Below are 12,789 nucleotides of genomic sequence, written 5' to 3' on the forward strand. Positions count from 1 at the left end.
ATGGCAAATATGAATTTTAATACAGACTTCGTACCACTAACAGTAGACCCGGACAAAATTTATGATTACAGTTTTGCGATCATTAAAGAAGAAATGGGCGAACATTCTTTTACAGACGAACAATGGCTTGTCGTTCGCCGCGTTATCCATGCTTCTGCAGACTTCGAATTGGGACGCAGCATGATTTTTACGGATGATGCGATTGAAGCGGGCATTCAGTCCATCTTAGCAGGACGTCATGTTGTAGCTGATGTTCAGATGATTGAAAGTGGTTCAGGGCGCAAACGATTCCAAAAACATGGCGGGGATTTACATTGTTATATCGCAGATGAAGATGTATCGATCGAAGCAAAAAAACTTGGAACAACTCGTGCGATTATTTCGATGCAAAAGGCGACTCAACTACAAGAAGGCGGGATTTATGCAATTGGGAATGCCCCGACAGCTTTACTTGAATTAATTCGCCTGATTAAAGAAGGTCTTGCAAAGCCGGATTTAATTATCGGGATGCCTGTTGGGTTCGTTTCGGCAGCAGAATCGAAAGCGGAATTAGCGATTTTAGAAGGAATTCCGTTTATTACGAATGTAGGAAGAAAAGGTGGCAGTACTGTAACCGTCGCAGCATTAAATGCCATCTCAATCATGGCAGATGAACGAGCAAAAGAAACGAAATAAAAAAGATCCGTCGGAAATGCGTCACGGCTATACAACGGGAGCTTGTGCAACTGCGATGACAAAGGCTGCCTTGTACGCACTTGTGACCGGAGAAGTTCCTGAACATGTAACAATTCATTTACCTGTAGGAAAAGATGCAACATTTACGGTGGCATCTTTTGCAGTAAAGGACAATGAAGTGATGTGTGAAACGATTAAGGATGCCGGTGATGATCCGGATGCGACACATAAAGCACGCATTCAAAGTACGGTTCGTTTTATAGAGAAAAGCGGTGTTCACTTAGATGGAGGAATCGGTGTTGGTCGTGTAACAAAAGCAGGACTGCCCGTCCCTGTTGGAGAAGCGGCAATTAACCCTGTTCCGAGAAAAATGCTTCATGGTGTCGTCGAAGAAGCGATTCAACTTTTCCAGATTGACAAAGGAATCGAAGTGATTATTTCTGTTCCGGACGGTGAGGAAATTGCGAAAAAGACGTTAAATGCAAGGCTTGGTATACTGGGCGGAATTTCTATATTAGGTACGCGCGGAACAGTCGTGCCCTTTTCAAGTTCAGCATATATGGCAAGTATCGTGCAGGCAATCAGTGTTGCAAAAGAAGCAGGCTGTGATCATCTTGTCATTACAACCGGCGGACGCAGTGAAAAATATGCAATGAAGCAATATCCGCATTTACCGGAAGAAGCATTTATAGAGATGGGGGATTTCGTCGGTTTTACGTTAAAGCATATCGCCCGTAAAGAGATTCCCCAAGTATCGCTTGTCGGAATGATGGGGAAGTTTTCGAAAGTGGCACAGGGTGTCATGATGGTGCATTCCAAGAGTGCGCCAATCAGTTTCCCGTTTTTGGCTGAAATCGCGAAAAAAGCCGGAGCTGATCCAGAAATAATCGAGCAAATTCTGCATGCGAATACGGCATCGCAAGTAGGGGAAATCATGCAGGGGAATGACCAATTTTTTAAAGCGCTTTGTAAAAACTGCTGTTACTATGCACTGGATCATACGAAAGCGAAATTACGTGTCTCCACAACTTTGTATGCAATGAACGGTGACATGCTAGGAAAGGCTGAGAATATTGAACAATTGGATGAGAATGATTGGTATCGGGGATAACGGACCAGCAAGTTTACTTCCTCAATATATCGCTTGGATTGAATCAAGTGAAGTACTAGTTGGTGGTGAACGTCATCTTGACTTTTTTCCGGACTACACTGGCGAAAAGATCATTATAAAAGGTGGACTCTCACGACTAGTGGAAAAGCTGCAAGAAGAAAAAAGAAACGTCGTCATTATAGTATCGGGTGACCCATTGTTTTACGGTTTAGGAGGAGTTTTGGCAAAAAAGCTCCCATTAGAAATTTACCCATATGCTAGCTCTGTTCAATTAGCATTTACAAGAATGCAGGAAAGCTGGCAGGATGCCTATTTAACGAGTGTTCATGGCCGGTCGATGAAAGGGCTTGCCCAAAAAATCGATGGTCGAAAAAAAGTAGCCATTTTGACAGATGAAGTCAATTCACCAAATGCACTGGCCCGCTATTTAAAAGCATTCGGTATGACAGAATATGATGCGTTTGTTGCAGAAAACTTGGAAGGTAAGGCAGAACGATGTCGCCATCTTTCTTTAGATGAAATGGAAAACGCTGAATTTTCACCACTAAATGTTGTCATTTTAAAACAGCGTGAAGTGGTCGAGCGTGCGTCAATCGGTATTGATGATGACAAGTTTATTCAGCGAAAACCGGATAAAGGGCTCATCACAAAAAAGGAGATCCGTGTACTTTGTCTGCAAGCACTGCAATTAAGAGAAACAAGTATCGCATGGGACATTGGGACATGCACGGGGTCAGTTGCTATAGAAATGTCGAAAATAGCCCGGGAAGGTCAAGTATTTGCGATTGAAAAAAATGAAACAGATTTGGAAAACTGTCTTCAAAATCAGCATATTCATCGTACAGATTTTACAGCTGTTTTAGGAAAAGCTCCAGAAAGGTTAGAAGAATTTCCTGATCCGGACGCCATTTTCATCGGTGGCAACGGCGGTAATATGGAGCAGTTGCTGCAACTATGTGTGAATCGATTAAAGCCAAATGGCCACATTGTTATGAACATCGCAACAATTGAGAACTTAGCAGAAGCTATGGGGCATTTTAAAAAGTTCAATTGTGATGTTTCTGTACTGCAGGCACAAATCTCAAAAAGTAAGCCAATTTTAAATTTAACGCGTTTTGAACCGTTAAATCCAATTTTTATCGTAACAGCACAGAAAGGGTTGGAATTATGACAATCGGTACATTAATCGGATTAGGTGTTGGACCAGGTGATCCGGAACTTATTACAGTAAAAGCGTTTAGAATGTTAAAAGAATGCCCGGTCATTGCATATCCTCAAAAATTGCGCGGCAGTAAATCGTATGCGCAACGAATAATCGATGTGTACGTTAATCCGGCGGAAAAAGAAATGCTGGGGCTTGTATTTCCGATGACGAAGGACGAGGAGACATTGCAGGAAGCATGGTCAAAATCCGCAGAGAAAATCTATGCACATTTGAAAGAAGGCCGAGATGTCGCATTTGTAACGGAAGGCGACCCGATGCTTTTTAGTACATATATACACTTGATGAAATTAATGAAGGAAATGCATCCCGACGTTCCAATGAAATCGATTGCAGGGATATCTTCATTTAATGGAACTGCCAATCGTTTAGGAATCCCATTGGCAGACGGCGATGATCATGTAGCAATGATTCCGGCAACTTCGGATATGGCAGAGATGCGTCGTGTTATTGAGAACCATGACGGGATAGTGTTCATTAAAGTAGCGAAAGTATTAGATGACATGCTGGATTTGCTTGAGGAAATGAACTTACTAGAAAAAACGTTTGTTGTGACAAAAGTAACTTCAGATGAAGAAATTATTTGGAAAACGAATGAATTGCGTGGAGCTGAGCTCAATTATTTATCATGTATGGTGGTGCGAAAATAATGAAGAAAATTTGGATTATAGGTGCTGGCCCCGGCGACCCGGATTTAATTACCGTAAAAGGCCTTAAACTTCTTCAACAGGCGGATGTTGTCATGTATACAGATTCGTTAGTTAGTGAAACTCTAGTTGCCGAAGCCCGTGCGGATGCAGAAGTAATCCGTACAGCAGGCATGCATTTACAAGAGATGGTTGATTGCATCGTTGAACGTGTCAATGCAGGGAAAATGGTTGTGCGTTTACATACGGGTGACCCGGCCATGTACGGGGCCACAATGGAACAAGTGGCATTGTTGAAAAAACATAATATTGGCTATGACGTTGTTCCAGGTGTGAGTTCCGTATTTGCTGCCGCTGCAGCAGTAGGGGCCGAATTAACGGTTCCTGACTTGACGCAAACGTTAATCTTAACAAGAGCAGAAGGACGTACACCGGTACCTGAGCGTGAAAAACTGCAAGCATTGGCAAGCCATCATTGCACAATTGCAATGTTTTTAAGTGCCACATTAACGAAAAAAATTACAAAAGAACTACAGGCTGCGGGCTGGTCGGACGATACACCGGTTGCCGTTATTCAGCGGGCTTCATGGCCAGATCAAAAAATCGTTCGCACGACAATTGCTGAACTGGATGAAGCGATGCGGAAAAATGGCATTCGCAAACATGCGATGATTTTAGCCGGCTGGGCACTTGATCCGAACATTCATGAAAAAGATTACCGTTCAAAATTGTATGATGCTACATTTACACATGGTTTTCGTAAAGGTGTGAAAGTCGATGATTAATTTACGTGAAGGGGAAATTCCGGAAGTTCGTGTGACAAAACCTTATGCACTTGTAGCCATTACAAAGCACGGTGTGACGAATGCGCGAAAGTATGCGGAGAAGTTTCCTTATGTCGATGTATATTATATGAAGAAATTTGAGCAGGGCGATGAGGTTGAAAAAAATATTCAATTATTTGACGGGACGGTGCGCCTGTTACTGCCTGCATTATTTAAAGCATATAAGTCGATGATATTGATTATTTCCCTTGGTGCAGTCGTTCGGATGATTGCCCCCATTTTAGTAGATAAAAAGAAAGATCCGGGTGTTCTTGTTGTTGATGATAAAGGACAATATGTCGTAAGTGTTTTATCCGGACATATCGGTGGTGCGAATGCCCTGACAAATGAGTTTGCACAAGCAATCGATGCGACTCCGATTGTAACTACAGCATCCGATGTTCAAAAAACAATCGCGGTTGATTTATTTGGTGCACGGTACGGATGGGTTTGGGACAGTGAAGAGAAATTAACGCCTGTCAGTGCTTCAGTAGTGAATGAGGAACAGGTTGCGATTGTTCAGGAAACCGGTGAAAAAAAATGGTGGCTGCATGAAACACCGATGCCTGATACTTTGAAAATTTACCGGACAACAGGGGAAGCAATCGCTGCAAAACCACATGCCACATTGCTCATTACTGATCGGATTATCGAAAAAGAGGAAGAAATATTACTTGAAAACGGTGTAATTTATCGACCGAAATCAATTGTTTTAGGAATGGGCTGTAATCGCGGAACATCTGCAGAAGAAATTGAACAACTAATTGATGAAACGCTTGCAGAACTAAAGCTGAGCAAAAAAAGCGTCAAAGCAATCGCCACAATCGATTTGAAAAAAGATGAACAAGGTTTCCTGCAAGTAACGGCTAGAAACAACTGGCAGTTTATAACGTATACACCGGCACAGTTAAATGAAATGCCGCTGCAAAATCCATCGGAAACTGTTTTTAAATTTACAGGGGCATACGGTGTCAGTGAACCTGCTGCATTACGGTGTGCCAATGCGACAGACTGGCTGTTGGAAAAAAAGAAAAGCGGCAATGCAACCATTTCCATTGCCCGGATTACATTTGATGAGGAGGAAATCGAATGAATCGTTTCGTATTAGCCGGAACAGGCAGTGGCGTAGGAAAAACAACATTTACAATTGGCATTATGCGTGCACTGATGAAGCGCGGCTTAACTGTTCAAGGATTTAAATGCGGTCCGGATTATATCGATCCGACGTATCATACAGCGGTAACGAGAAGGTCTTCACGCAATATTGACAGTTTCATGATGACGGAAGATGTCGTACGCACAATTGTCGCGAAAAACAGCATTGATTCAGATGTTTCGATTATTGAAGGTGTAATGGGATTTTATGACGGGAAGTCGCCATTATCAAATGAAGGATCGGCGGCACATATTAGTGAAATTACAAACAGTCCGGTAATTTTAATTGTTAACGCAGCAAGTATGGCCCGAAGTGTAGCAGCTATTGTAAAAGGATTCCAGCAGTTAGACGAGAATGCCAATATAGTAGGGGTTATTGCCAATCAGCTTGGGAGTATAGGTCACTTTGAAATTATTAAAACAGCGATTGAACATGAATGTAACATCCCCGTTCTCGGCTACCTGCAAAAAGGGGCGGTACCGGCATTGCCGAGCCGTCATTTAGGTTTAGTGCCGGCGATTGAACGCGGGGAGCTCGATCCGTATTTTGATGAGCTTGCAGCTGCTATTGAAGCAACTGTTGATCTGGATTTATTGTTACAAGTCACAAAAGCGGGCGAATTGGAGCAAACTTCAAAGATTTTCGAAACACAAGAAAATGTGCAAGAAATTCATTTGGCTGTAGCAAAAGATGCAGCATTTAACTTTTATTATGAAGAAAATTTTGAATTACTGAAAGCAAACGGTGCAAAACTCCATTTCTTCTCTCCACTTGAAAATGAACCGGTTCCTGAACAAGCACAAGGTTTGTATATTGGAGGAGGGTTCCCTGAAGAATTTGCTGAGAAGCTTGCACAAAATGAACAGGCAAAAAATTCGATAAAACAAGCGATTGAAAAGGGAATCCCGACACTTGCGGAATGTGGCGGCTTCATGTATTTAACAGAAGAAATTTTCAACCGTGAAGGAAATGGCTACAAAATGCTTGGTGTCATTCCGGGAAGCGTTCGGATGCAAGAAAAACTGGCCGCATTAGGCTACAGAGAAATTACCGGTGTGGAGGGCAACTTTTTAATCGGTGAACAGGAGCTTGCTAAAGGTCACGAGTTCCATTATTCAGTTTACGAAGGAAATCACGAAACACCTGCTTATTTTACAAGAGGGCGCTTTGGAGCGAAAAAGGAAGGGTATTCACATGGGAATCTAGTTGCTGGATATACACATTTTCATTTCGCATCCAATCCACAACTCGTGAAAAATTGGCTTGCAGCTTGTTTGGAGGTAAGAGTATGAATTATTTTCCGTTAATGGTCAATATTGAGTTTAAAAAAGTGGTGATCATTGGTGGTGGCCATGTAGCCCGTCAAAAAGTGGAAGCATTATTACCTACGAATGCCGAAATTACCGTTGTAAGTCCGACAGTAACGGATAAGTTAAAAACATATTTAGATGAAGGCAGAGCAGTCTGGAAACAAAAACTTTTTGAACCGGCTGATTTAGACGGTGCAGCCCTCATTTTTGCGGCAACGAATGATGAAGCGGTAAATGATGCTGTGGAAGAAGCAACACAGCATTGGCAATTATTAAATCGTGCAGATGCTTTAGGTCGTATGGATTTTATGAATCCTGCGGTTGTCCGTCGTGGAGATTTTGTTGTAACGGTGTCGACAACTGGCGCAAGTCCGGCGCTTACTAGAAAAGTAAAAGCGGACTTAGAGGAACAATACGATGAAAGTTATGCAGAATATGTTGCATTTTTAAAGGAAGCCCGTCTGCTTATTTTGAAAAACTATGAAGGCGATGCAAAAAAAGCAGCGCTGGCTCAATTGCTTGAACCTGAAATACTCGATTGGATTCAGCAAAAGAATGAGGCAAAATGTGCACAGTTTTTACGTCAGATTGAAGCGGGAGAAGTCAATTGAGTGGATTTGTTTATATAGTTGGTGCTGGACCGGGTGACCCGAAATTACTGACAATACGTGCATTAGAGTGCATTCAGATAGCTGAAGTCATTTTATATGACAGATTAGTAAACCCCCAAATTTTAAAACACGCACCAGCCCATTGCGAATTAATTTATTGTGGCAAAGAACCGGGGAAGCATGGCCTCATACAAGACGAAATTCATCGTGTGCTCGTTGAAAAAGCACAGCAGAACAAGCAGGTTGTCCGTCTAAAAGGTGGCGACCCATTTGTCTTTGGACGAGGCGCAGAAGAAGCAGTTGTTCTTCGCAATGAAAATATTGAATTTGAAATTGTCCCAGGGATCACAGCAGGAATAGCGGCACCGGCATATGCAGGCATACCCGTTACACATCGTGATTATGCAACAAGCTTTGCTATTGTTACCGGGCATGGCCGTGAAGAAAAGGGACAGGATTTTTTAAGCTGGGCAAGTCTCGCACAAATCGATACGATTGCGTTTTATATGAGTATCGGCAATATCGATCATATTACGAAAAGTCTAATCAGACACGGAAAGAAACCGACAACCCCGGTTGCAGTAATTGAATGGGGAACAACAAGCAATCAGCGTACGATTACTGGTCAATTAGAGACGATTTGTGAACAAATTCAGCAGCAGAAAATGGTCAACCCATCGATGATTCTAGTAGGGGATGTTGTAGGAATTCGTGAAGAAATTGCCTGGTTCAATGAAAGGATTGAGACAACATGTTAGAAGCATTAAAAAAACGACGGGCGGTTCGTCAATTTTTAGCAAAGGAAGTAGAACAGGAAAAGATTGAACAATTATTGGAAGCAGCAACTTATGCACCGAATGACCGGATGCGCGAGCCTTGGCAATTTTATGTGCTGCAAGGAGATAGTTTAAAACGTTTTGAACAAGTAGCATTCAATTATTTACAGCAGCGCTTCCCGACAAAACCAAACTTAGTGGAAAGCTCAATGCAGGCCGTTACAAAAACACCGCTCATCATTGTCGTTACTTCTGCTGTAGTCGAAGGTGATGAAGGGGCGACGCTGGACAATAAATTTGCTGTCAGCAGTGCAATCATGTCGATGTGGCTGATGGCTGAAGCGCTTGGTTTAGGCATGGTGTGGCGGACACGCGGAGTCGGTCTTGTACATGAAACAGCTTTGCATGAATTTATCGGGGCGACGGATTCTGAACACCTCGTAGGTACGTTATGTATTGGCTATCCGGAGGAACCAGTTACAACGGAGAAAAAACGTACACCATTTTCAGAAAAAACTACTTGGGTATAGGGAGGTACTAACATGGCGAGAAAAGGAATGCTGCTCGTATATACGGGTGAAGGAAAAGGCAAAACAACCGCTTCATTAGGTGTAACCTTACGTGCAATTGGCCGTGGGATGACGGTGAAGTATTTTCAGTTTATTAAATCACCGGAACGTACATATGGAGAACAAATTGCACTTCGGAAATTAGGTGTTGAAACCGTTCAGCTTGGCATTGGTTTTACGTGGACAAAAACACCGGAAGAACATAGAGAAGCGTTAAAAAAGGCTTGGCAAATTGTAAAAAAGGAATTGCAGGATGAAACGACGGACTTACTTGTTTTGGATGAATTAAATAATGCATTGGCAATTTCAAAATTCCCAATCGATGATGTTTTGCCTTTAGAGGAAGTACTTGAAGCAATTCGGAGTCGACCTGCCACAATGCATTTAGTCGTTACAGGACGTTCGGCACATCCGGATCTTATTGCGATGGCTGATCTGGTTTCAACTGTTGATGCAACGAAACATTATTACAGCGAGCAGGATGTCACAGCTATGAAGGGGCTGGAGTTTTAGTGCAGGCAATCATGATTCAGGGCACAGCATCCGATGTGGGAAAAAGTGTACTATGTACAGCATTATGTCGCATCTTAGTTAATGACGGTTACCGGGTTGCTCCGTTTAAATCACAAAATATGGCGCTGAATTCGTATATTACAAAAGATGGCGGAGAAATTGGGCGTGCTCAAGGGGTCCAGGCAGAAGCGGCAAAAATTGATGCAACGACAGATATGAACCCGATTTTACTGAAGCCAAAAGGGGATATGGTGTCGGAAGTGATTCTGCACGGTAAACATTTTGCCAATATGGACGCGGTCAGTTATCGTGAACAATTTGTAGAGGCGGTCATGCCTGAAGTTCGTACATCACTTGACCGTTTATCGGAGAACTATGATGTTCTTGTTTTGGAAGGTGCGGGAAGTCCTGCGGAAATTAACTTGAAAAGCCGTGATATTGCCAATATGCGAATGGCACATGAGACCGACGCGACAGTGATTTTAGTGGCGGATATTGAACGCGGTGGTGTTTTTGCTTCACTCGTCGGAACATTGATGTTATTGGATGATGCGGAAAAAGCACGAGTTAAAGGAATCATTATCAATAAGTTTCGTGGCATGAAAGAACTGCTGACAAGTGGAATCGATTGGCTGGAGGAGTATACAGGTATTCCTGTACTGGGCGTTATTCCGTATTTCGATGTTCAAATTGAGGCAGAAGATTCGATGGCCCTATCCAGCTTGCGCTTGAAAAAGCCACAGCAGCACGAATTTGCCATTGATGTCGCCATCATCCGTTTACCGCGTATATCTAATTTTACTGATTTGGATCCGTTGTTTGAAGAACCTGGTGTAGGCGTGCGCTTTGTCTCAACGCTTAGTGATTTAAAAAATCCGGATGTCGTAATTTTACCAGGGACTAAAAACACGGTGGAAGATTTTTTATGGCTTCAGCAAACCGGGTTGATGCAAGGTATTTTACAGTTAGCGAATCAAAATGTCCGCATTATCGGTATTTGTGGAGGTTATCAGATGCTAGGTGAGATTATCCGTGACGAAAAGGCGGTTGAAAGCACTGGCGGAACGTATTTGACATTAGGTCTGCTGCCGATCGAAACAACATTTATCAATAGTAAGCAAACGGTTCAAGTTTCGGGAAGAAGCTGCACAGGTCATGAGATTGCAGGCTATGAAATTCATTTAGGTCGCAGTGTTGCGACTAAACCGTTGAAGCCGTTCATCCAATTTTATGACGGCCGGACAGATGGTGTCTATACGGAACAAGTATTTGGTACATACGTTCACGGGATTTTCCAAAATCGCCTATTTACACGCGATTATTTTAATACAATCCGTGTGCAAAAAGGAATGGAGCCAATTACAGGAGAAGTGTTATCCGATTTTGAACGTCGCGAACAAGCCTATGAATTGTTGGACCGCCATGTACGTGGGCATTTGGATATGGAGAAGATTTATTCGTTTATTTCGGAAGCCAAGTTTGAAAAGAGGTGAAGTTGATGGCTGTTTTACATGGGCCACTTGCAATTGATTTTGAGCAGCTCTGGAAGGAAGGGATGCTGGACTGGCATGGAAATATGCCGGAACGGATGAAAAATGATGCATTGGAGGAAGCATTTTGGGCCCAATCGATGCAAAAAAAATCCTATAAACAAACGGATGCACATGCCATTCCGATTTATGAAAAAATTCGTCAATACATACCACAGGGTGCAAGCTGTCTGGAAATGGGACCAGGTTGGGGGAATTATACATTTCCCTTAAGAGAAGATGTCGGAAAACTGACATTGGTTGATGGCTCAAAAAGTGTTTTAAACTACCTGCAGCAGTATTTCATGGAAGACGATGCGGTAAATTTTGTCCATGCGAAGTGGGAAGAAGCAGATGTTGAACAGCATGATATAGTAATCGGGGTCAATTGCTATTACCGAATATATGAGATGAATGATGCACTGCTGAAAATGAATAATTGCGCAAAGAAAAGAGCAATCATCGGTTTAACAACAGGTCCAATTCAACCACATTATGATGTTTTAGCGAAAGAATATCACTATCAGATTAAATATCCCAGAAGAGACTATATTGAAATTTTAAATATGCTGTACCAATTAGGAATTTATGCAGATTGCGAAATGCTGCCATTGGAACGTGTTTATTACTATGACAGTTATGAAGCGCTCTTTGAAGCACAAAGTAAAAAAATATTATCGAATCCGTTTGATTTAGAGCATGTTAAAGAGGCACTTGCCCGATTCGTTAAAGTGGAGGAAGGCAAGATTGTTTACCGTCATAAATTTTATGCAGCGATCATTAGTTGGGAGCCGGTAAACTTTTATGAATAAAAAAAAACTTTGGCTATGGATGCCTATTTTAATCATTGTGCTCGTCATATCGATTATTGGTGCAATCATGGTAGGTTCTGTAGGGATCACACCCCAGTTAATTATTGAGGTTTTACTTTTTAAAACAGGAATTTTAAGTGAAACAAACGCTTCTAAGGCGCAGCAAATAATTATTTGGGAAATCCGGGTGCCACGTGTACTATTGGCACTTCTAGTCGGAGCATCATTGGCAATATCGGGTGCCGCAATACAGGCTCTAGTAAAGAATTCCATTGCAGATCCTTACATACTCGGTGTTTCGTCGGGAGCATCTGTCGGGGCAACTTCAGTAATTTTATTCGGTGCATTTAGCTTTTTCGGAGTGTTTGCTTTATCGCTTGCCGCTTTTTTTGGTGCAATATTTGCCGTAATGATTGTATTTATGCTTGCCCGTGTGAACGGGAAAACTTCGATGATTCGATTATTGCTGTCGGGGATTGCGGTTTCCATGGTGTTAGGTGCGATGACCAACTTTATGTTGATGATTTCGAAAGAACAGGGCGGTGTTCAGGCAGTCATGTTTTGGATGCTTGGCAGTTTAGGCGGGGCAAAGTGGTCAAATCTCGGAATACCTTTAGTTACTTTTTGTATCGTATTTCCATTATTACTACTAAGCTATCGTCAACTGAACGCACTGTTACTAGGTGAAGAAACAGCATCGACTTTAGGGATTCATATTGAACGATTCAGGCTGTTCATTATTATCATTGTATCTTTACTAACCGGCGTCGTAGTTGCTGTAAGCGGGAGTATCGGATTTGTCGGTCTCATTGTCCCACATATTGTACGGATGATTGTCGGGTCCAATTATAAAGTAGTTTTACCGCTAAGTGCGCTGCTTGGAGCCATTATTATTATTTGGGCTGATATGGGTGCACGTATTGCAATTGCACCAGAAGAGATGCCAATCGGAATTATTACCGCATTATTTGGCAGTCCGTTCTTTATTTGGATGCTTCGTCGCGAGCGCTATGCATTTGGGGAAGGAGAATGAG

14 protein-coding genes are annotated in these 12,789 nt (G+C 42.3%); all 14 read left to right on the forward strand.

Annotation, left to right across the window (positions count from 1 at the left end; genetic code table 11):
- From MHB58_RS07780 to MHB58_RS07845, 14 genes are read left to right on the forward strand one after another with little or no spacing between them, the layout of a single operon-like run.
- Positions 1-675 (forward strand): precorrin-8X methylmutase, encoded by a 675-nt coding sequence (locus MHB58_RS07780; protein ID WP_339264298.1) that lies wholly within the window; start codon positions 1-3, stop codon positions 673-675.
- On the forward strand, positions 650-1,786 hold the full coding sequence (locus tag MHB58_RS07785; RefSeq protein WP_339264629.1) for a cobalt-precorrin-5B (C(1))-methyltransferase: 1,137 nt from the start codon (positions 650-652) through the stop codon (positions 1,784-1,786). Before MHB58_RS07780 ends, MHB58_RS07785 begins: the two co-directional genes overlap by 26 nt.
- Positions 1,761-2,957: a precorrin-6y C5,15-methyltransferase (decarboxylating) subunit CbiE gene (gene cbiE / locus MHB58_RS07790; protein WP_339264630.1), complete on the forward strand. Its 1,197-nt coding sequence runs from the start codon at positions 1,761-1,763 to the stop codon at positions 2,955-2,957. Before MHB58_RS07785 ends, cbiE begins: the two co-directional genes overlap by 26 nt.
- Complete coding sequence (cobI, locus tag MHB58_RS07795; RefSeq protein ID WP_339264299.1) at positions 2,954-3,658, forward strand: precorrin-2 C(20)-methyltransferase; 705 nt, start codon at positions 2,954-2,956, stop codon at positions 3,656-3,658. The genes cbiE and cobI overlap by 4 nt, the downstream gene beginning before the upstream one ends.
- Complete coding sequence (cobM, locus tag MHB58_RS07800; protein ID WP_339264300.1) at positions 3,658-4,440, forward strand: precorrin-4 C(11)-methyltransferase; 783 nt, start codon at positions 3,658-3,660, stop codon at positions 4,438-4,440. Before cobI ends, cobM begins: the two co-directional genes overlap by 1 nt.
- A complete protein-coding gene (locus tag MHB58_RS07805) occupies positions 4,433-5,572 on the forward strand; it encodes a cobalt-precorrin 5A hydrolase (protein WP_340734964.1) in 1,140 nt (379 codons plus the stop codon). The genes cobM and MHB58_RS07805 overlap by 8 nt, the downstream gene beginning before the upstream one ends.
- The gene (locus MHB58_RS07810) at positions 5,569-6,927 is read left to right on the forward strand and encodes a cobyrinate a,c-diamide synthase (protein ID WP_340734965.1); all 1,359 of its coding nucleotides are present in this window, start codon (positions 5,569-5,571) and stop codon (positions 6,925-6,927) included. The genes MHB58_RS07805 and MHB58_RS07810 overlap by 4 nt, the downstream gene beginning before the upstream one ends.
- Positions 6,924-7,556 carry a precorrin-2 dehydrogenase/sirohydrochlorin ferrochelatase family protein gene (locus MHB58_RS07815; protein WP_340734966.1) on the forward strand — a complete coding sequence of 211 codons (633 nt, stop codon included), beginning with the start codon at positions 6,924-6,926 and terminating at the stop codon, positions 7,554-7,556. The genes MHB58_RS07810 and MHB58_RS07815 overlap by 4 nt, the downstream gene beginning before the upstream one ends.
- Positions 7,553-8,314: a uroporphyrinogen-III C-methyltransferase gene (gene cobA, locus MHB58_RS07820; RefSeq protein ID WP_339264304.1), complete on the forward strand. Its 762-nt coding sequence runs from the start codon at positions 7,553-7,555 to the stop codon at positions 8,312-8,314. Before MHB58_RS07815 ends, cobA begins: the two co-directional genes overlap by 4 nt.
- Positions 8,308-8,862 carry a nitroreductase family protein gene (locus MHB58_RS07825; RefSeq protein WP_339264305.1) on the forward strand — a complete coding sequence of 185 codons (555 nt, stop codon included), beginning with the start codon at positions 8,308-8,310 and terminating at the stop codon, positions 8,860-8,862. Before cobA ends, MHB58_RS07825 begins: the two co-directional genes overlap by 7 nt.
- 12 nt (positions 8,863-8,874) lie before the next feature.
- A complete protein-coding gene (locus MHB58_RS07830; RefSeq protein WP_339264306.1) occupies positions 8,875-9,414 on the forward strand; it encodes a cob(I)yrinic acid a,c-diamide adenosyltransferase in 540 nt (179 codons plus the stop codon).
- Positions 9,414-10,907, forward strand: a complete 1,494-nt coding sequence (locus MHB58_RS07835; protein WP_339264308.1) for a cobyric acid synthase — start codon at positions 9,414-9,416, stop codon at positions 10,905-10,907. The genes MHB58_RS07830 and MHB58_RS07835 overlap by 1 nt, the downstream gene beginning before the upstream one ends.
- A 5-nt stretch (positions 10,908-10,912) precedes the next feature.
- Positions 10,913-11,755, forward strand: a complete 843-nt coding sequence (locus MHB58_RS07840) for a class I SAM-dependent methyltransferase (protein ID WP_087617652.1) — start codon at positions 10,913-10,915, stop codon at positions 11,753-11,755.
- Positions 11,748-12,788 carry a FecCD family ABC transporter permease gene (locus tag MHB58_RS07845; protein WP_340734967.1) on the forward strand — a complete coding sequence of 347 codons (1,041 nt, stop codon included), beginning with the start codon at positions 11,748-11,750 and terminating at the stop codon, positions 12,786-12,788. Before MHB58_RS07840 ends, MHB58_RS07845 begins: the two co-directional genes overlap by 8 nt.
- The last annotated feature ends 1 nt before the right edge of the window (position 12,789 follow it).

It is taken from the genome of Solibacillus sp. FSL K6-1554 (assembly GCF_038005185.1).
Lineage (GTDB): Bacteria > Bacillota > Bacilli > Bacillales_A > Planococcaceae > Solibacillus > Solibacillus silvestris.

Bases quoted from the DNA above. Each gene is read 5' to 3' on its own strand.
- MHB58_RS07815 (WP_340734966.1), top strand. From the start codon at position 6,924: ATGAATTATTTTCCGTTAATGGTCAATATTGAGTTTAAAAAAGTGGTG.
- cbiE (WP_339264630.1), top strand. From the start codon at position 1,761: ATGAGAATGATTGGTATCGGGGATAACGGACCAGCAAGTTTACTTCCT.
- MHB58_RS07810 (WP_340734965.1), top strand. From the start codon at position 5,569: ATGAATCGTTTCGTATTAGCCGGAACAGGCAGTGGCGTAGGAAAAACA.
- MHB58_RS07785 (WP_339264629.1), top strand. From the start codon at position 650: ATGAACGAGCAAAAGAAACGAAATAAAAAAGATCCGTCGGAAATGCGT.
- MHB58_RS07840 (WP_087617652.1), top strand. From the start codon at position 10,913: ATGGCTGTTTTACATGGGCCACTTGCAATTGATTTTGAGCAGCTCTGG.
- MHB58_RS07825 (WP_339264305.1), top strand. From the start codon at position 8,308: ATGTTAGAAGCATTAAAAAAACGACGGGCGGTTCGTCAATTTTTAGCA.
- MHB58_RS07805 (WP_340734964.1), top strand. From the start codon at position 4,433: ATGATTAATTTACGTGAAGGGGAAATTCCGGAAGTTCGTGTGACAAAA.
- MHB58_RS07830 (WP_339264306.1), top strand. From the start codon at position 8,875: ATGGCGAGAAAAGGAATGCTGCTCGTATATACGGGTGAAGGAAAAGGC.
- cobM (WP_339264300.1), top strand. From the start codon at position 3,658: ATGAAGAAAATTTGGATTATAGGTGCTGGCCCCGGCGACCCGGATTTA.
- MHB58_RS07845 (WP_340734967.1), top strand. From the start codon at position 11,748: ATGAATAAAAAAAAACTTTGGCTATGGATGCCTATTTTAATCATTGTG.
- MHB58_RS07780 (WP_339264298.1), top strand. From the start codon at position 1: ATGGCAAATATGAATTTTAATACAGACTTCGTACCACTAACAGTAGAC.
- cobI (WP_339264299.1), top strand. From the start codon at position 2,954: ATGACAATCGGTACATTAATCGGATTAGGTGTTGGACCAGGTGATCCG.